The 20,696-nt window shown below is 43.0% G+C and carries 12 protein-coding genes; 6 read left to right on the forward strand and 6 right to left on the reverse strand.

Going from position 1 to position 20,696, the window contains the following annotated elements:
* Positions 1-506: 506 nt before the first annotated feature.
* The 5 genes from VB740_RS23620 to VB740_RS23640 all read right to left on the reverse strand — a co-directional run bounded on the left by VB740_RS23620 (position 507) and on the right by VB740_RS23640 (position 7,089).
* Positions 507-1,559, reverse strand: a complete 1,053-nt coding sequence (locus VB740_RS23620; RefSeq protein ID WP_323202316.1) for a serine/threonine-protein kinase — start codon at positions 1,557-1,559, stop codon at positions 507-509.
* 342 nt (positions 1,560-1,901) lie between these two features.
* Complete coding sequence (locus tag VB740_RS23625; protein ID WP_323202317.1) at positions 1,902-4,136, reverse strand: glycoside hydrolase; 2,235 nt, start codon at positions 4,134-4,136, stop codon at positions 1,902-1,904.
* A 78-nt stretch (positions 4,137-4,214) separates the two neighbouring features.
* Complete coding sequence (locus VB740_RS23630; protein ID WP_012408256.1) at positions 4,215-4,445, reverse strand: NifU family protein; 231 nt, start codon at positions 4,443-4,445, stop codon at positions 4,215-4,217.
* Between the two features lie 467 nt (positions 4,446-4,912).
* Positions 4,913-6,682, reverse strand: coding sequence for an ATP-binding protein (locus VB740_RS23635; protein WP_323202318.1), 1,770 nt, complete (start codon positions 6,680-6,682; stop codon positions 4,913-4,915).
* Between the two features lie 170 nt (positions 6,683-6,852).
* Positions 6,853-7,089, reverse strand: coding sequence for a hypothetical protein (locus tag VB740_RS23640; RefSeq protein ID WP_012408258.1), 237 nt, complete (start codon positions 7,087-7,089; stop codon positions 6,853-6,855).
* Positions 7,090-7,653: 564 nt separating this feature from the next.
* Here VB740_RS23640 and lepA point away from each other — a divergent pair.
* From lepA to VB740_RS23665, 5 genes are all read left to right on the forward strand, one after another.
* Positions 7,654-9,465 (forward strand): translation elongation factor 4, encoded by a 1,812-nt coding sequence (gene lepA / locus VB740_RS23645; protein WP_323202319.1) that lies wholly within the window; start codon positions 7,654-7,656, stop codon positions 9,463-9,465.
* Between the two features lie 1,046 nt (positions 9,466-10,511).
* Entirely contained in the window at positions 10,512-13,178 is a 2,667-nt protein-coding gene (locus VB740_RS23650; RefSeq protein ID WP_323202320.1) for a PAS domain S-box protein, read from the forward strand.
* A gap of 198 nt (positions 13,179-13,376) precedes the next feature.
* Positions 13,377-14,600, forward strand: coding sequence for an IS200/IS605 family element RNA-guided endonuclease TnpB (gene tnpB / locus VB740_RS23655; RefSeq protein WP_323202321.1), 1,224 nt, complete (start codon positions 13,377-13,379; stop codon positions 14,598-14,600).
* 145 nt (positions 14,601-14,745) lie between these two features.
* Positions 14,746-15,933, forward strand: a complete 1,188-nt coding sequence (locus VB740_RS23660; RefSeq protein ID WP_323202322.1) for a glycosyltransferase family 4 protein — start codon at positions 14,746-14,748, stop codon at positions 15,931-15,933.
* A 598-nt stretch (positions 15,934-16,531) separates the two neighbouring features.
* Positions 16,532-17,581, forward strand: coding sequence for a cyanophycinase (locus VB740_RS23665; protein ID WP_323202323.1), 1,050 nt, complete (start codon positions 16,532-16,534; stop codon positions 17,579-17,581).
* A 102-nt stretch (positions 17,582-17,683) separates the two neighbouring features.
* Here the strand turns inward: VB740_RS23665 and VB740_RS23670 are convergent, their stop codons facing one another.
* Positions 17,684-18,097: an SDR family NAD(P)-dependent oxidoreductase gene (locus VB740_RS23670; protein WP_323202324.1), complete on the reverse strand. Its 414-nt coding sequence runs from the start codon at positions 18,095-18,097 to the stop codon at positions 17,684-17,686.
* 100 nt (positions 18,098-18,197) lie between these two features.
* Between VB740_RS23670 and VB740_RS23675 the strand changes: the two genes are divergently transcribed.
* Positions 18,198-20,603: a GH116 family glycosyl hydrolase gene (locus tag VB740_RS23675; RefSeq protein WP_323202325.1), complete on the forward strand. Its 2,406-nt coding sequence runs from the start codon at positions 18,198-18,200 to the stop codon at positions 20,601-20,603.
* Positions 20,604-20,696 lie beyond the last annotated feature (93 nt).

The raw sequence follows: 20,696 nt of genomic DNA on the forward strand, positions 1-20,696 counted from the left end.
TAGGCTAAGTTTGCCCCGAACTTTCCCTTAAGAAAATTGACTCTCGCTTACTTGTGGTAGAAAACCCTGTTCTGGGGATTGGGGAATTACTTAATATAGTTAGCGTTTGTAAATAATAGCCAGTCTTCCTCATTTGGGGAAAACTACGAGAGCCATAGGAGTAATTATTCTTTCGATTATATAATAATCTGAATAAAAATTTTTTCTGAACTGCTAGACCTAGTAATTTTGCTTGTATATTGGCAAGCGAGAACTGACTAAGTATTAGAGATAAACCCTGATTAATTAACCATCACTGACTATGAAATGTAGTTAAAATGCTTACTAAATTTGTTTTGGAGATTTTAAATCGCCCATCATTAATTGTTAATTTGATACTTGAGGTAATGGGATTTCCAGAAATGAAATTATCCAATTTTTAAAGCGAAGACGACGATCAGATTCTTCCCCCCCCCCTGCTTCCTCTGCTTACACACCGATGAGACGTTTTTTTAATTAGAAGTCCCTTACTTCAGCCTTGCTCTCCATTTCCGAATAGCACTAGCAGTTCTGGCAACAGGTGGTATGTATACATCAGGAATTTCGTGAGAATTTTCGTGTTGTGCAATACTTTTATTATTTAATTTTTGGGTAGTTAAACAGTTAGCCAAAGTAGGCAAATAGCTTTCATTACCTAAAGCTTTTATCACTTCATCGGCAGTCTTAAACCGATCATTTAACGTAATTTTCACCATTTTTTCTAAAATATGAGCGAAACTGTCGCTAATATCTACCTCTTTTTGCCAACATATTTCACCAGTATTTGCATCGTAGTCAAATTCTAAAGGACTTTTAGCAGTCAACATATAAATACAAGTTACACCCAGTGCATAAATGTCACTGGCATAAACTGGACGTAGAGAAAACTGTTCTGGTGGTGCAAATCCCCTAGTCCCGATAAAGTTGGTGTTTGCAGCTTGATTGTTAGAGTTTTCACAAACGTCAACTAATTGCTCTTTCACCGCACCAAAATCAATCAGCACTACCCGCCTATCATAATCACATCGCAATAAATTCTGAGGCTTAATATCCCGATGAATCACATGATGTTTATGAAGATACTGTAATACAGGTAATAATTCTTGCAAAAACTGTTTAACTGAGGCTTCACTTTTTGCCCCAGTTTGCCGGACTTCTCGTGCCAAAGTTAAACCCGGTACGTATTCTTGAATTAAAAAAAACTCCCCATTTGCCTGAAAGTAGTCTAATAGCATGGGAATTTGCGAATGGCTACCGAGTTGCCCCAAGGTTCTTGCTTCTTTTTCAAAGCGCTTACATGCCCTTTGCCAACTTTGAGCATTAGTCACTTTCGGACAAAGCTGTTTAATAACACACAGGGGATTCCCTGGTAATACGGCATTTTTGGCTAAAAATGTGATCCCAAAACCACCTCTACCCAAAATTTGCAATATTTCATAGCGATCGCGAAATAGCTTCTTGGAACCACACATCTGACCAAGTTGAGTTTGCTGTAAAATGCTCTCTTGAGAATTCGTTAATTTCTGAGAAAAGCGATTCATTACTATAGAATATTTATTCTGAAATGTCTCTAATCTTACGACAAATATTTGCTGGAAACAGTAAGATTACTGGATCTTTTCCAAATCATCATTACTTTTATATTAAAAATTCAAACAGTAAAAATAAATTTTGTAGAATTTACGCATTGACAAGAGAAATTCAATATGTATTCAAAAAACCTTTGCAACACATGAATTGGCTGTAGGGGCGTACATCTGTACGTCCCTACTAGGTATTTACTGCTACTAGGAGGGCAGGAGAAGCGCAGAAAGCATTGGCGTACATCTGTACGTCCCTACTAAGTATTTACTGAAATGGTATAACACCCAGCGTATTGATTTCTAAGGCACTTCAATTGGAATCAAAGCATTTTCTGGCAAGTAGTTGCAAAAACGCCCTTCATCTGCAAGCACCAAAATCAGACGTAGGGGATAATCTGGCGGAACTTGTAAATCTGCCCACGGTACTGCCAACTCTAAGCAATTATTTAAAGCTACTTGAGCACGACTGAAACGGGGATGCCATTGATAATTTTCTCCCGCTTCTCGAAATTGAATCGATTGCGTCAGCAAGTTAACTTCCAGAAGATGGTGGAAATGGTAATTAAGTGGGGCTGCATCTGGTACATCTGCCAAGGGAATTGGGCTGTTAACCATTGTTTTTTCTGGATAGAACCACAGCAAATTCAATTCTGCTGGGAAATTTCGCCCTAGTGCAACGCCACCTTTAAAGTCCAGCCGCAAATAGAAATTGAGGTGATCCACCCCATACCAAAGTCGCTGGATGACACTGCTATTGTGCATTGTTCCCCGTGCCCCGCCGATTTCCATACGTCCAGCTTTGTCCCAGTCTTGTTCATCACCCCTACCATCGATGACGGGATGAATAAACCCTTGGGGAATATGGCTTCCCTGCACTTCATGGATTTCCACTGGTTGCTTGAGGTAGGGCGGTATAGGTTCATTTAATGCCTTGTAAATGCCAAACAAGTGTTCTCGAAACAACTGGTCAAATATGGCATCTTGATTTGAGGAGTGTCCTGCACCAAACCACCAGAACCAGTCGGAACCTTCTGCGGCATACAATGCTTCCCATGCTTCTGGGTTGTTTTCTTCCGTTGCTTCGGGATGACTTGCAAGCATAACTCTAGCTTCTGTCAAGTAATCCCAAGCACGATTTTTAGCAGGATCGCCGATCCAAGTCGTGAAACTACCATCCACCCAAGAACCACTATGTAGTTGCCCACCGGGAATGGTGGCTGTGGCTGGAAATTCTTCCAGGAATTCGGAGACAGTGACGAGTTTGAGGTGGGGTTCATCGCTCAAGCTTTGATACAAAGCTTCTAGGAAGGGTTTACCGTCTTGGGGATAAAATTCCCAGCAATTCTCCCCATCCAAAGCGATGGTAACTAGCCAAGGTTGTTCACTATGACTCTCTCTTTGCATTTTAGCGATCGCTTGCAAATGTCCCACTAAATCCGCAGCTGCCTGCTTTGCTGGCATCGCACCGTAAGTAAAGCCAATCAAGTCTGATAATCTGTGGTCACGAAATACAATCGACAAGTCACCCTCGGCGGTTTGCAGGCGATAGGGTCGATATAACAGTTCTGGTTGCTCCACATTCCCCGCCCCATCCCGATGAAAAAAGTGTTTCAGCGTCCATCCTAAGACGGCTTCATCTGAGCATATCCACTTAAATCCTTGGTCAATAATGTGTGGAAGTATTGCCGGGCTTACTGATTGTTCCGAAGGCCACAAACCACGAGGAATCTGTCCAAAGCGGTCTTTATAAAAGTTCCAAGCTTTCTGCAAGTGACGGGGAATATCTTCTTCCCACTGAAATCGCTGCTTAGGTAGTGTCATATTGGGCACAGCTACCCGACCGGAGTTAGTATCAGCTAACAAAGGTAAAATCGGGTGAGTGTAAGGCGTGGTGGTAACTTCTAGCTGTCCCGCCTCCTGCATTTTCCGATGTTGAGGGATAATGCGGCTGAGAATTTCTCGTTGTTTGGAATAAATGCGCTGGCGATCGCTTAAAGTAAAATTTCGACCCTGTTTTAACCAAGTAGCAATTTCTGGGTCATCCCAAAACAGTGGATCGATCCAAGCTAAATTGTGCCAAGCTAGCAAATCACCATAATCTGGCAATTCCCAATTTGCTAAACACCAAGCTTGCCCCTTCTCCTGCCTTTGCTGGTACAACTCGCTATAGCGGGGATGGGGGTCAATCAGGGTGTGGTGATTGGCATCGAAAAAGTGCTGGATAATAAATTCCCGCTGTTGCTGGGTAAGTTGTTCATCGGGTGTCAGACTGGCTGTGAGGTAAGGATCAAAAGCAGTGCCAGCAATATAATCTTCGAGTTGCAATATCAGTGATGGTACTAAATTCACCGTTTGGTGTAACTTAGGATACCGCTCTAAGAGCAATACCAAATCCAAATAATCTTTAGTCCCATGTAAACGCACCCAAGGTAGACGGTAATGCTGACTTGGAGATAGCGAAACGCCGCTGCCAGGAGACTTGTACAGCGGCTGATGTTGATGCCAGATAAAAGCAATGTAAAGAGGATGGGACATAGAAATAGTTAGGAGTTAAGAATGAGGAGTTAGGAGTTAATAGAAAACTCATAACTCCTAACTTCTAACTCCTAACTTTTACACCACTTGCTCGATTTCTGCAATTTCGGGAATCATTTCCTTGAGGCGGCGCTCAATACCCATCCTCAGGGTCATTGCAGAACTGGGACAAGAACCACAGGCACCTTGCAGGCGGAGTTTTACAACAGGCCCATCGAGTTCTACGAGTTCCACATTGCCGCCATCAGACATGAGGTAAGGGCGCATTTCATCTAAGACTGTTTCAACGTTGTCAATTGTGAGTTCCATAGTTTAGACCTGCTAAGTTAATGATGGGCATTGGGGATGGGGGATTGGGCATGGGGCATTGGGCATTGGGCATTGAATAATAATGATCTCTGTGCCCTATGCGCGGTTACTCATTAACCATTATCCAAAATTTTGTTTTTCAGCTTTGTTAAATCGATCCTAGATATAATTGCCGCTAGATTGTCAGCTGTCAGTTATGAACGACTTTTGACTAAACCACTGCTGATTTTAGCAACTTGATATTAGATTAGCTGAACAATTTCTTGTGCAAGCCCTCCTACTCTACTTTAGCCTTTAAAGTCCTGAAGAGAACGCCAGGAGGTGAGGATAAGGAAGGTTTTTTCCCAATCCCCATGCCCAATATGATTATTAAATAATAATTACTAAAAAACTTTAAAGTTTAAAACTCAAAACCCAGTACTGGTAATCTTCCAAATGACTAATGACCAATGACTAATGACTAATGACTAACATTCAGCACTGCTTGTTGAGTCGCTATCACTAGATGAAACCATGACTGGTTGTTGATATAGTGGCACGGTGAATGTGACTGTTGAGCCAAGCCCTTCGCCCAAACTATAAAAATGTACCTCACCGCCCATTGCCTCCACTAGCTTTTGGGATATTGCCAGTCCTAAACCTGTACCGCCATAGTGGCGAGTGCGGGAGCCATCCACCTGAGAGAATAATTGAAAAAGTTTATCTTGTTTGTCCAAAGAAACACCGATGCCAGTATCTGCTACACGTACTCTCACCATGCCAGGAAATTCCTGACCTTGAAAGTTTGGCTTTGCTTTTTTGAGTACTAAATCGGCGCTGACAGTGACACCGCCCTCATGGGTAAATTTGATGGCATTACCTACCAAATTGAGCATCACTTGTAGCAACCGTTGGTAGTTGCTTTGGACAATGATTTCATCGGAAGTGGCAGGCATTTGCATCCCAAAGCTGAGGTTTCTCACTTCTGCTTGGGGACGCATGAAACCTTCTACATCATGGAATAGCTCATTTAGCTTGACTGGAGCGTAAGCTAGCTCCATTTTGCCAGCTTCGATTTTGGCAATGTCCAAAATGTCGTTGATGATATTCAGCAGATGTATTGATAAGTGGTGAGCTTCTGCTAAAAATTGATTTTGTTCTTCTGGATCATCTGCCATCCCTTCTAAAATCAGCTTCAAGAAGCCAATCATGCCGTTGAGAGGGGTACGAATTTCATGGGATACATTAGCTAGAAACTCGCTTTTGAGGCGGGAAGCTTCTTCGGCTTTTTGACGCGCGGCTTCTAATTCTTTATATAAAGTAGCATGAGCGATCGCAGTTCCCAATTGATCTGCTGCTTCTTTTGCTAGTTCTAATTCTGATTCTGTTAATGTGTAGCATTCATCCTGCCAACTCAAGGCAATCAATCCATTAGCCTGGTCTTGATAGCAAGTTGCAATCACCAAGGTTCTCTGCCGCTCAGACTCTGTGTACCCAGGCACTTCCATCACAACTGGTTCTAGGGTTGTCAAGACCTGAGAAAAGGCAGGCTCAGAAGTTATATCTATTTCTGAGCCAAGCATTGATTTGAATTCTGGCTGGCGATACTCAGCCTTCACCTCCATTTTTGAGCTAGAGGGCTGATAAGGACAAATAATACAGCGCTTTAGTCGCAGTGCTTTCCCTAAACTGTCAACTGTTTGCTGCCAAATAATATCTAAATCCAATGTCCGGCGAATATTTCTCGTAATCCGATTTACCAGTTTTTGGTGTTGCTGCGATCTTATTGCCAACTCTATTTGTGTGGGCGTTTTTGATGCCACACGCACTTGTTTTTTGTTGAGTGTCGCTTGCACTAACCGTCCCATCACTAAAACTGTAGTGGTAGCTGTTCCCAAACTCGGCATAATCGGACTAATCACTAAGTCCAACTCAAATAATTCCTGGTGATAGCTAAACCAACATTGAAACCTTTCTGGCACTAAACTTGTCAAAATTCGGTGCAATCGTTCCAAATAATTAACCTTATCTACCGGGGCAAAGGTTTGCGTCTGGTTCAGCTCGTCAACTATTTTTTCAGTATTTAACCCCAGGAGTTCGCTATGCTGCCAACAAAAGGTCAGATAGCGTCCTGCCCCATCTTGCGTATACACCAGCTCGGCTCCTAAAGTTGGTAATGAACCATCAGTCTTACTGGTATTAGCTTCCAGATTTTGGGAAAATACATTTGACAATTGGGAATTGGCAGTAATAGTCATTAATTGAGTTGGATAGACAAAGGGTATCCGACCGTAATTTTACTAAAGCTGCTCAAATTTTCGCATAAATTTTTACAGCTTTTTCGTTTTTATTGGGTATTTATTGGTGATTTGAAATCAGATTGACAAACTTTACTTTTTAACTTGCATTGACTAATTGATAGTTATTGTTAGTCATTCCATTCACCCCGGGGAGGAACGGGGGTACGCACAGGAGTGCGCGTCAGTTCGTCATCTCTAAGAATTTCACCCCGCAACCACTGCCGAATTGCCACCTCAATCACTTTACTTGGGTCATTAGTGAGATGCTGAATTTGCTCTAGTAGCTCGGAGTCAAGGCGGACAGCAATTTCTACCTTATCGGCTCGTGTGTTTTCCGCTTCGGTAGTTTTCTCTTGCATATTCATAGGTTTGATATACTGTGAATTGGTTTTGTCTAAAGCTTTGTAAAGTGGTTATATTCATCATTTGGTCTAATTCGTTGAAAAATCTTCAAAGGGACAGTTACATAATTCCCTGAAATAGCACCAAAGTAACAGATTTAAGTTTCAAATCACATTTTTCATATAACTGACTAGACAATGGCTTTAGAAATTTTGCCGATAAATCAGCGATTATGGATAATTACGGGTGGTAATTGCCCATGATCCCTAAATGATCCCTACATGTACTTATTTACATTTATTGTACGCTCCTAGCTGATGAATACTAGCAGCGACAAATAGACTTTCATAATATTCTTAAAAGTCCACCTATTGAGATCAAAAGTTGAAGATGGGGTGAAGAGGAGCAAGAAAGGCAGGGGGAGCAGGGGAGGCAGGGGAGGCAGGGGGAGAATAATAAATAAGTTTTACACTCCTAACTCCTAACTCAGCACTAAAAAGCAAGCAGCGTCTTGGCTAAGAAAGCATTAAAATACATTAAGTAAATTGCTCTTTTAACTTTGGTTGCTGCTAAGGCAAAGATAGTATATGACTGACGTTCCCGCAGTTCGCATTCGCAATTTTTGTATTATTGCTCACATCGACCACGGGAAATCAACCCTCGCCGATCGCTTGCTACAAGCTACTGGCACTGTTGAAGACCGACAGATGAAGGAACAGTTCCTCGACAATATGGATTTGGAACGGGAGCGCGGCATTACAATTAAGCTGCAAGCTGCCCGGATGAACTACACAGCTAAGGATGGTCAGCAATATGTGCTGAACCTAATTGATACTCCTGGACACGTGGATTTCTCTTATGAAGTCTCCCGCTCTCTTGTTGCTTGTGAAGGAGCGCTATTGGTAGTAGATGCGTCCCAAGGTGTGGAGGCGCAAACTTTGGCGAATGTATATTTAGCCTTAGAGAATAATTTGGAAATTATCCCGGTTTTGAATAAAATCGATTTGCCTGGGGCAGAACCAGAACGGGTAATTGGCGAGATTGAAGAAATTATTGGTCTAGATTGCAGTGGTGCAATTCTTGCCTCTGCTAAAGAAGGAATTGGTATTGATGAGATTTTAGAAGCAGTTGTTGAGCGGATACCGCCACCGCCCAATACGATCAATGAACGCTTACGAGCGTTAATATTTGATAGCTATTACGACAGTTACCGGGGAGTAATTGTATATTTCCGGGTGATGGATGGCACATTGAAAAAAGGCGATCGCATCCATTTAATGGCATCCGGGAAAGAATTTGAAATTGATGAGTTAGGCGTTCTTTCTCCGACTCAAAAGCAAGTTGATGAACTCCACGCTGGGGAAGTGGGCTATTTGGGAGCGGCAATTAAAGCTGTAGCTGATGCACGGGTAGGAGACACAATTACCCTCAGTAAGGCGAAAGCAGAGGCACCCTTACCAGGTTACGCAGAAGCGAACCCGATGGTTTTTTGCGGGATGTTCCCCATTGATGCCGATCAATTTGAAGATTTGCGGGAAGCCTTGGAAAAGCTCGAACTCAACGACGCCGCGCTGCATTACGAACCCGAAACTTCGAGCGCGATGGGGTTTGGCTTCCGTTGCGGGTTCTTGGGTTTGCTGCACATGGAAATTGTTCAGGAACGCTTAGAGCGAGAATATAACCTGGATTTAATCATTACAGCCCCCTCGGTGGTTTATAAGGTGATCACCCTCAAAGGCGAGGAACTGTACATCGATAATCCTAGCCGCTTACCTTCTCCCAACGATCGCGAAAGAATTGAAGAACCCTACGTCCAAGTAGAGATGATTACGCCGGAAACTTATGTCGGCGCTTTGATGGAGTTGTCACAAAATCGCCGTGGCATCTTCAAGGATATGAAATATCTCGCCCAAGGACGAACCACCCTCACCTATGAGCTACCCTTGGCAGAAGTTGTGACTGACTTTTTCGATCAGATGAAATCGCGATCGCGCGGTTACGCCAGTATGGAATATCACATCATCGGCTACCGTGAAAATCCTCTGGTGAAGCTGGATATTATGATTAACGGCGATCCCGTAGATTCCTTGGCGATGATTGTCCATCGGGATAAAGCTTATAACGTCGGGCGGGCAATGGCAGAAAAACTCAAGGAACTAATTCCCCGCCATCAATTTAAAGTACCAATTCAGGCGTCTATTGGCAGTAAAGTTATTGCCAGCGAACACATCCCCGCTTTGCGGAAAGATGTGCTAGCCAAGTGCTACGGTGGTGACATCAGCCGGAAGAAGAAACTTTTACAGAAGCAGGCAAAAGGTAAAAAGCGGATGAAATCTGTAGGTACTGTAGATGTACCCCAGGAAGCCTTTATGGCAGTACTGCGCTTGGATCAAAGCTAATTTCAGAGTGCTTAATCCTCAGAGACAATTGGCTGCTTGCGGCTACATCTGAATCTGAGGGACTTCCAATTAAAAAAATACCCATCCATTACTTTGAGAGCAGCAGGGTGGTTTCATACAACGAGAGAAAAACTAAAACTGGGTTTCAAAGCCTCTCTCCGTTTCGGCTACGGTGTACACACAAGTCACCAGTTTTATCCCAATACCCTTGGGATAAACGAGAAACCCCTCATGTAGAGACGCGATTTATCGCGTCTAAAAAATTAACACGTTAGAGAGACGCGATAAATCGCCGTCTCTACAAAGAGTGGACTCGTCAATTATTCCTTGACAAACTAATATTTCCGACTTGTGTGTACACCGTAGCTCCGTTTCGGGAAGAGGAATGGAAGTGGGGTAAAAAGCTATGTCACAAAACGAGAAATCAAGACTTTTGATTTTTCTTTTCTTGTATGAAATTACCCTGCTTTACTACAAGGAAATAGGGAGTCAAAGTCTCTCTTATTTTAGGATTTGTGTGTACACCGTAGGCAGGCTTTTTGGGGACACAAAGCAAAGCGTAGCTTTGGCGGGGTGGGTTTCTTAATGTTTAATAAGTAAGCAGACAGACATAATATTATAGGACTTACGCATTGACAGAAAAATCAAAATAAGAGGTATGATTTTCAGCGCTTCTAACTTGATTTTTCTATTACTCACCAAGCGATCGCAACCAACAAAGGGGGTTTATAAAAGCCTGAAACAACGTCTTTACGTTGATACACAAGATGATTCCTTTGTACAGTGCCTAAGTCCTATATTACATTTAATTTGATTGAGTTACCGATCAGAAGTAAAGGTAAAATATTTCTGGTTTAATATGCGTTAATTTTAATTACAAAGGCTGTCAACAGCAGCCTTAAGGGTAAGGGCTTTATCCAGCTACTAACAGGTTTAACTTTCACAAAGCCAGACTGACTCGCTGTTGGCTCAACCATCCTTGAGTGTGCCTCTAGTGCGGGATTTCTAACAGCAGAATATACTTTATTGTAGAAATTCAAAACATCATGAGTCGCAAGCAGGCCCAAGAAAAAATCTTTGAGGCAGAGCAAAACTATCGCACTCTGGTAGAACAAATTCCTGGTGTTGTTTATATCTCACCGATTAATAACACTATAAAAGAAGCTTATATTAGTCCGCAACTGCAACAATTATTAGGCATTGCTCCCCAAGATTGGAATCATGGTTTTTTGAATAGTTGGTTAGATTACACTCATCCAGACGATCGCAATCGCTATTGCCAAGCTGTAAACGCTACGATTGCTACCGGAGAGCCTTTGAGAATCGAGTATCGGATGATTAGGTGCGATGGCAGAATAATTTGGGTGCGAAATCAAGCTAATCTTGTTCTTGATGCCGATGGACAAACTCAGGTACTTCAGGGTTTAGTGCTTGATATTAGCGCTCGTAAACAAGTAGAAGTTGCACTGCAAGAGAGCGAAGCGCGTTCTCGTGCCATCCTCGAAGACCAAACAGAACTGATTGCTAGAGGCTTACCAGATGGCACTTTTACCTTTGTTAATGAAGCTTACTGTCGATTTTTTGGACTGGAGCGAGACAAAATTATCGGTCAGCACTACAAACCTGTTGTGTTTGAGGAAGACCAAGAACGTGTGTTTAGTCTGGTAAATTCCATCAGCTTAGAAAATCCCGTTATCACTATTGAAAATCGCGCCGTAGCTTGCCAAGGGGTGCGGTGGACGCAGTGGATTATTCGAGGGATATTTGATGACCAAGGTGCGATTGTAGAACTTCAATCTGTTGGACGAGATATTACCGATCGCAAACGGGTAGAACAAGCTCTAAGTGAAAATGAGCAAAAGTTTCGGGCGATTTTCAATCAAACCATTCAATTTATCGGATTGCTTGAGCCGAATGGAATAGTATTAGAAGCGAACCAAACAGCACTAGACTTTGCTGGTATTACTCGAGAAGAGGTTGTTGGTAAGCCATTTTGGGAAGCAAAATGGTGGACAATTTCCTTAGAGACACAAGAGCAATTAAAAACTGCGATCGCCGCTGCTGCTAATGGTAAATCTATTCGCTATGAAGTTGACATTTTAGGTCGAGATCATCAAATTATCACGATTGATTTTTCACTACGTCCCATACTTGATGAAACAGGAAGTGTGACACTACTAATTTCAGAGGGACGAGATATTAGTGAATATAAAGCGGCGCTGCGCGAACGCCACAAAGCTGAAGAAGCATTGCGCTCAAGTCAAGACTTTCTGCAAAAGGTTGCTAATACCGTACCGCATATTTTGTATTTGTTTGACCTCTCAAAAGGAACGAGCATTTATCTTAATGAGAAAAGTGTGACAGTTTTAGGCTACTCCCCAGAGGAATTTTGTCAAGCAGATCCGCAGTGGTTCATAAATTGCTTTCATCCAGACGATCAACATCTCTGCTATGACATACCAAGTCGCTTCGTCAATCTGGAAGACAATGAAGTTCTTTCCACCGAATACCGATTTCGACACAAAAATGGGGAGTGGCGTTGGCTCAATACACGAGAAGTCGTATTTGCCAGAGATGCTGACGGTACTCCAACGCAGATTCTTGGCTCGGTAGAAGACATTAGCACTCGTAAACAAGCCGAAGCAATGCTGCGACAACAGGCAGAGGGGGAACGGCTAATTACTGAAGTAACTCAACAGATTCGGCAATCACTAAATTTGGAAGAGGTTCTCAATACAACAGTCAATAGTATTCGCCAGTGTTTGGGTTCAGATTCCGTAGCTATTTACCAGTTAGAAGCTGACGGAAGTGGCAACTTTGCGGCGGAATCAGTGGTTGATGGATACCCCCAGAGATTAGAACTGACAATGCATCCATTTTCGCTCAAGCAAGATTTTAGCAACTATTACCAAGGATTACCTAAAGTCTTCCATGATATTCAGGAGTCTGATTTTTCAGCCGATCTTTTTAAGGTATTACAACTCTATCAAATTAAGGCTGCTATAATAGTGCCGATTTTGAATGGAGAGCATCTATGGGGTTTACTGATTGCTCACCAGTGTGCCGCACCTCGTTACTGGCAAGCCTTTGAAGTTAATTTGTTGCAACAGTTGGCAAGCCAAGTAGCGATCGCTATTCATCAATCAGTACTCTACCAGCAGCTACAAGCCGCCAATGAAGAACTACAAAGATTAGCTACCCTGGATGGTTTGACTCAAATAGGCAATCGCCGACGATTTGATCAGTATCTTGATGCTGAGTGGCAGCGGCTCAAACGTGACCAAGTACCGCTGTCTTTGATTTTGTTAGATGTCGATTTTTTTAAACTTTACAACGATACCTATGGGCATTTAGCAGGGGATGATTGTTTGCGGCAATTGGCAAGTACGTTCAAAAGTATTGTTAAGCGTCCAGCCGATTTAGTTGCCCGTTACGGTGGGGAAGAATTTGCTGTAATTTTGCCTAATACAGAAATTCAAGGAGCAGTTTATATGGCTCAAACTATTCGACAAGCAGTCCGCAACTTGGCCATTCCCCATGCTCAATCTAGTGTGTGCGATCGCGTGACTGTCAGTCTAGGCGTTGTTAGCATTGTGCCAAATTCCGAAATTTCGCCACAAGACTTGATTAATGCTGCTGACAAAGCACTTTATATAGCCAAACAGCAAGGGCGTGATCAAGTTCATGCTGTTGGCGTCGTTAGCTCTTCTTGACACCTGAGTTGCAAAACGGCCGCTCAATTCTAATTCTGCTGATTACGAATTAAACTTTGCTTCCTATCGCTAGCCCACAGTTGATAACCTTTGATAAGCTTTAAGCGGCACACTCGTGACTGAAAGTCATGAGTTAGGCGCTCTATATTAAGTATCACTTTCTGTTAAAATTAAAGGGTATTCAGCGGATTCAAGAAATTGCCATCCATTCAAAAAGCATTTAAAGTTACTCTCATCCCCACACACGATCAAGAAGTCTTAATCAATAAGACAATTGGTTGTGCCAGATATGTGTACAACCGCTTTTTGGCGCTGAAGAAAGAGTTATATGCAAGTGAAAGAAAAACCTTAAACTACAAAGCTTGTAGTCAACAGCTAACTATACTCAAGAAAGAAATTGAATGGTTAAAGGAAGTAGATAAGTTTGCCTTACAGAATTCACTTAAGAATTTAGAAACAGCATACAAAAACTTTTTTGCTGATTTAAAGAAGGTTAAAGCGAAGATTGGGGTAGGTTTTCCTAAATTCAAAAAGAGGCATGGGTGTAAGCAGTCTTACAAAACTAATCTCACCAACGGCAACATACAGATAATAGAAAATCGTTTAAAACTCCCAAAATTAGGATGGGTCAAGTTTCACAATTCACAGGACATTATCGGGAAGCTTGTAAACGTTACCATTAGTCGCACTTCCAGAGGTAAATACATTGCTAGTATCCTGTGTGAGACTGAGATAGAAAAATATCCCCTGTTACCTGGGGATATTGGATTAGATTTAGGGCTGAAGTCTTATCTGACTACCAGTAATGGCGAGACAGTAGACAACCCGAAGTATTACAGGACTCAAAAAAGGAAGTTACGCTCATACCACAAAAAGCTATCCCGCAGTGTAAAAGGTAGTAGTAATAGAGTCAAAGCGAAAATCAAGCTGGCTCGTACCTACGAACGAATTACCAATCTCAGAGATGACTTTCTCCATAAACTGTCAACTCGTTTAATCAAAGAAAACAGTATTATCTGTATCGAGGATTTGCGAGTTGCCAACATGGTCAAGAATCACAAATTGGCTCTCTCGCTTTCAGACGCTGGTTGGGCTAAGTTCGTTACTATGTTGGAATACAAAGCTTTATGGCATGACAGACTTGTGCAGAAAGTCGGCACGTTTTATCCCTCATCTCAAACTTGCAACTGTTGTGGTTTTATCAATCCACTAGTTAAGGATTTAAACTTGCGTGAATGGTCTTGTCCTAGTTGCAGTAATTACAACTTGAGAGACGTAAATGCAAGTTTAAACATATTGGGAGAGGGCTTGAGATTAATAGCCGCCGTGGGTATCCCGGAGGCTCTAAACGCCTGTGGAGAACTTATAAGTCCTGAATTACTTCAGGCAGAGATCGTTGAAGCAGGAATCACGCGACTTTGAGTCGTGTGAGGTTCAAAAGCTTTAACAAAATAACTGTTAAAAAATCTCAAAATTTTAGTAAACATACTCACTGCATTAGCCACGGTTGTATTTTTAGGTAAATGTAATTTTTTAGATATTTGTAAAGTGTTGGGGAGTCTAGTAAATGAAGATACTGGTACTGAGTTGGGAGTTTCCGCCGAGGATTGTTGGGGGAATTGCGCGGCATGTAGCGGAGTTGTACCCGGAACTGGTAAAGCTAGGGCATGAAGTCCACCTGATTACAGCGGAGTTTGGTCAGGCATCGATGTATGAAGTGGTTGAGGGAGTAAAGGTACATCGGGTGCCTGTTGGACATAGTAACGACTTTTTCCACTGGGTAGTCAATCTCAACTTGAGTATGGGACATCACGGTGGTAAGTTGATCTTGGAAGAAGGGCCCTTTGATTTAATTCATGCCCATGATTGGTTGGTAGGAGATGCTGCGATCGCTCTCAAGCATAATCTCAAAATACCACTAATTGCCACAATTCATGCTACGGAATACGGACGCTACAACGGTATTCACACAGATATCCAAGGCTATATCAATGGCAAAGAAATCTTGCTAGCTTACAATGCTTGGCGGATTATCGTTTGTAGCGACTACATGCGCCAAGAAGTAGAACGAGCACTACACAGTCCTTGGGACAAAATTGATGTCATTTATAACGGTATCCGAGCCGAAAAGAAACAGCATCACATAGATTTTCATGCTCTGGATTTTCGTCGTCAATTTGCCACAGACAATGAGAAAATCGTTTACTACCTCGGTCGCATGACCTACGAAAAAGGTGTACCTGTATTACTTAATGCCGCACCTAAAATCCTTTCCCAAATGGGAGGTAACGTTAAATTTGTCATTGTTGGTGGCGGTAATACTGACCATCTCAAGCGCCAAGCCTGGGATTTAGGAATTTGGCATCATTGCTATTTTACAGGTTTTCTCTCTGATGATTACTTAGATAAATTTCAAACTGTCGCTGATTGTGCCGTTTTTCCTAGCCTTTACGAACCCTTTGGAATTGTGGCTTTAGAAAGCTTTGCTTCTCGTGTTCCTGTAGTAGTTTCCGATACTGGTGGTTTTCCAGAAGTGGTGCAACATACCAAAACAGGCATTGTGACTTGGGTAAACAATCCCGATTCTTTAGCTTGGGGAATTTTGGAAGTGTTGAAAAATCCAGGATATCGGCAATGGTTGGTAGATAACGCTTATGAGGATTTAGAGCGACGCTTTAGCTGGCCGAAATTAGCCCAGAAAACCGAGGAAGTTTATCAGCAAGTTGTGCAAGAGCGATCGCAAATTGCCTGGTAAGACATATCCTAGTTATTCAGAATATTGGGTAACTATTCCCAGCAACTACGGAAGGATTTGGACAACTAGCACCTAATCTATTTTCGATTTCATCTGGCCGAAATTATCGCGGTTATCGCTTAAAGTGATCGCAAGGGCACAGCAATGCTGTGCCCAAAGCGCGTGTATTGTGATGTATTGCAACCAAAGTACAGTTCAGATAAGACCAAAACACTTGTCTTGACGGCGATTTATCGCGTCTTGAAAACACACAATTTTGTACAATTAGCCCTTAAATGAACCGTAATGGGCTATAAAGGACACAAGCAATATGGAGATTTTCGCAGAGTAAAGCAGAAAATTAATGATTACTCTAGGTTATGGCGTTAACAAACAGTACAAGCCCTGTACGCTGGAAATTTTACCCTATCTAGTGCCAGAGTTAAGCTAGTACGCGTTTAAGTTGCATATTTTTTCGTTAAAACTGTCATTTGTTATTGATTATTTACAAAGGACAACTGATAAATGACTAATGACAAAGGACGAATTTCACGGATAAATAAGCAATTAAAGGGCGTAACAGCCTAGCAATAATTGCAGTTTGCTCCAGAAGCTTAGTATGACAAAGGCATTCCCAAGCATAGCAAGGCGCTTGAAAAGTACAGGAATCAAGTTGTTGAAGATGGGAACCTTCCTAATAACCCGTTTTATTGCCAGCTGGAAACGCTACTTCCTGGGTGACACAGATCATGTCCGCCCCTCCCCCTCTCCCTCCTTTGATGTCCGTCCCTCCTTAGCAGGCCCAGTCCTTAGCTTGGGTGGAGGTGGTCCCGATGTCGATGATGCCATCCAGTGGATGATCAACCAAGTTAGGGGAGGTAGTAACTCCAGCACTAAAGTTAATGTTGTAGTTCTCCGCACAAATGGTAATCACGATTACAATCGGCTAATTTATGCCATGAAGGGCGTAAACTCTGTGGAAACTCTTCTGATTAGCAATAGAAAAGACGCAAACAAAGCTGAGATTTATGAAAAAGTCAGAAACGCTGATGTGATTTTCTTTGCTGGCGGCGACCAATGTCAATACATCCGCAACTGGAAAGATACCAAGCTTGAGGCTGCTGTTAAGTCAGTTTACCTTAAGGGAGGTGGTGTAGGTGGCACTAGTGCGGGTGCGATGATCCAAAGTGATTGTGTGTATGATGCTTGCGCTTCTTCCGAAAAAGGCATTGAAACTAGGGATGCACTCGAAGATCCCTACCGGGACATTACTTTTACTTACAACTTTTTCAATTGGAGTAATTTAAAGGGAACCATCGTAGATACGCACTTCGACAGGCGGGAAAGAATGGGGCGAATTATGACTTTCATTGCCCGTCAAATTAAGGATGGTGTATCTAGCAGTGTTTTAGGCATAGCGGTTAGTGAAAGTACATCGGTTCTTGTAGATAAAAACGGTTTGGTGAAAGTTATGGGTAGGGGTGCGGCGTACTTTGTACTTGGCAATCATATGCCGGAAATATGCGAACCCCGAAAGCCTTTGACCTTTTCCAATTACAAAATTTGGAAAGTTCGCAGTGGCGACACCTTTAACTTGAGAAACAGACCAACCTCTGGGTACTATCTCAGGAGTGTCAAAAGGGGACGGATTGATTCAAATCCATATTGAGTAGGGAGTGGGGAGTGGGGAGTGGAGAAAAGAGGACAAGGGGACAAGGTGGATGAACCGAGTTATCTAATTCCTGCTCAATGCCTCATGCCCCCCTACTTCCTAGCAGGGAACCACGCCATCTTCATCAAAAAAGCCTCCGCTAGAACCGTCATCAGGTACAGTGGCAAGTCTTACTGCTGCGTAGGCGTAGCCCCCCGTAGGGATCGCTCCTTGCTCAACAGTGCGATAACCTTGGTATTGATTAATGTCTGTTGCTGTGAAACCTGGGTCAGCAGCATTGATTTTAATTGAGGTATCTTTAAGTTCAGCAGCCAACAGAACTGTGAGCGCATTTACTGCTGTCTTTGATGAGTTATATGCAAGAAGCTTAAAATCAGCGAACTCATAATTTGGGTCAGAGTTCTGAGTCAGAGAACCTAAACCACTTGATAAATTAACTATTCGCCCTGCTGTTGAATTCTTTAAGAGTGGCAGCATCGCTTTTGTAACTGCAAACACTCCAAATACTGGCACCAATGGGCATTGCCATACCCTTAGATCGTTGTGCCCCTTGAGAAAAATCGCACATCGCGCTAGTCTTCATGGACGTAACCGCACGCTGTAACATTAGGCGATGACAAATCAACTCTCTGTGAAAATTCCCTCTTGCACTTGGAGCCGTCCTATCGGCTTAGGCTGGGACAAACCTTATACCGTCCGCTACGCAAGTAATATCGATGATGGCCCTTGGCATGGTATGCCTTTAGGTGGCTTTGGTGCAGGTTGCATCGGTCGTTCTTCACGGGGAGATTTTAACCTGTGGCACATCGATGGCGGTGAGCATACCTTCAAAAACGTTCCTGCTTGTCAGTTTAGTGTATTTGAATCCAATAGCACATCTTCCCAAGCCTACGCTTTATCTACCCAAGCGCCCGATGATGGCACTCTCAAAGCTTGGCAATGGTATCCGACAACTTCCGCCACAGAGGGGACGGGCAATTATCACGCGCTATACCCACGTAGCTGGTTTGTGTATGAAAATGTATTTCAAACACAGTTGACTTGTGAGCAGTTTTCCCCAATTTGGGCAGGTAATTACCAAGACACTAGCTATCCTGTGGCAATATTCCTCTGGAATGCCCACAACCCCACAGATGCACCTATTACTGTCAGCATCATGCTCACTTGGCAAAATATGGTGGGCTGGTTTACAAACGCTCTCAAATCTCCCGAAGTGCGGGTGCGCGATGATGGTAGTCCGGTTTACGAATACCAACCGCGCTGGGGCGAAAGTCAAGGGAACTATAACCAGATAGTTGAAAATACACAACTGTTTGGCTGTGTTTTAAGTCGGGTTGGTAGTGATGCTTTGCAAGAAGGCAACGGAACTTGGTGTATTGCTACAATTAAGCATCCCCAAGTAGAAGTATTTCACCACACTCGCTGGAATCCTGATGGTACAGGTGAGGAGGTGTGGCAAAGCTTTGTTAAAGATGGTTCTTTGCCCAATTATATAGATGCAAATCCAGTAGCAGAAGGTGAACAGTTAGGGGCTGCGATCGCACTTCGTTTCACTCTCCAACCAGGTGAAACTCTCGAAATCCCCTTTGTCCTCGCTTGGGATTTACCGATTACAGAATTTGCCGCCGGGGTTAATTATTACCGCAGATATACAGACTTTTTTGGTAAAAGTGGAAACAACGCTTGGGCGATCGCATCGACTGCACTACAAGAATACCAAAGCTGGCGATCGCAAATTCAAAGTTGGCAAAAACCGATTCTCGACCGGGAAGATTTACCCAACTGGTTTAAAATGGCTCTATTTAATGAGCTTTATGACCTTACCAGTGGCGGTACTCTCTGGAATGCTGCATCAGAACTTGACCCCATCGGTCAGTTTGCAGTGCTGGAGTGCCTAGATTACCGTTGGTATGAAAGTCTAGATGTGCGATTATACGGTTCTTTTGCCCTGCTGATGCTGTTTCCAGAACTGGAAAAGTCGGTGATGAGGGCATTTGCACGGGCGATTCCTCAAGGTGATGATACACCCCGGATAATTGGCTATTACATGACAATTAAGGCAGAAAGCCCGATCGCAGTTCGCAAAGTTGCAGGTGCAACACCCCACGATTTAGGCGCACCCAATGAACACGTTTGGCAGAAAACCAACTACACCAGCTATCAAGACTGCAATTTATGGAAAGATTTAGGTAGTGATTTTGTCTTGCAAGTATACCGTGATTTTCTGCTCACGGGTGCTGACGATGTAGAATTCTTAGCAGATTGCTGGAGTGCGATCGTTCAAACCCTTGACTACCTGAAAACTTTTGACATTGATGGCGATGGGATACCGGAAAATTCTGGTGCGCCTGATCAAACCTTTGATGATTGGCGGTTACAAGGTGTTAGCGCCTATTGTGGTGGGTTATGGTTAGCAGCGCTGGAGGCTGCGATCGCAATTAGCGATATTTTATTAACTTACCAGACAGGTGACACAGCAGAGTTGGCAGCACAAAAGTCCACTTATGAAGCTTGGTTGAAACAATCTCGCCCTATTTATGACGAAAAACTCTGGAATGGGAAATATTACAAACTTGATAGTGAAAGTGGTTCCGATGTGGTGATGGCAGATCAATTGTGCGGACAGTTTTATGCTCGTCTGCTGGACTTACCTGATATTGTACCGAGCGATCGCGCCCTCTCTGCCTTGAAAACTGTTTATGATGCGTGCTTTTTAAAATTCTGCAATGGTGAGTTTGGTGCTGCTAATGGTGTTCGTCCTGACGGTTCACCAGAAAACCCCAAAGCTACTCATCCCCTAGAAGTTTGGACGGGGATAAACTTTGGACTGGCGGCTTTTCTTGTGCAAATGGGAATGAAGGATGAAGCATTGAGGTTGACGCAAGCTGTAGTGGAGCAAATTTACAACAATGGTCTACAATTTCGCACACCTGAAGCTATTACCGCAGCTGGTACTTTCCGTGCTAGCACTTACTTACGGGCAATGGCGATTTGGGGAATTTACTTAGTTATTAATTGATTGGCTATCAAAACGGTTCTCGTTTTGATGCAACACACGTAGCCCGTATTTCTCACAAGCTTCAGGCGTTTGATGGAGCAGAGGGGCAGAGGG

This window comes from Nostoc sp. UHCC 0251, assembly GCF_034932245.1.
Classification (GTDB): Bacteria; Cyanobacteriota; Cyanobacteriia; order Cyanobacteriales; family Nostocaceae; genus Nostoc.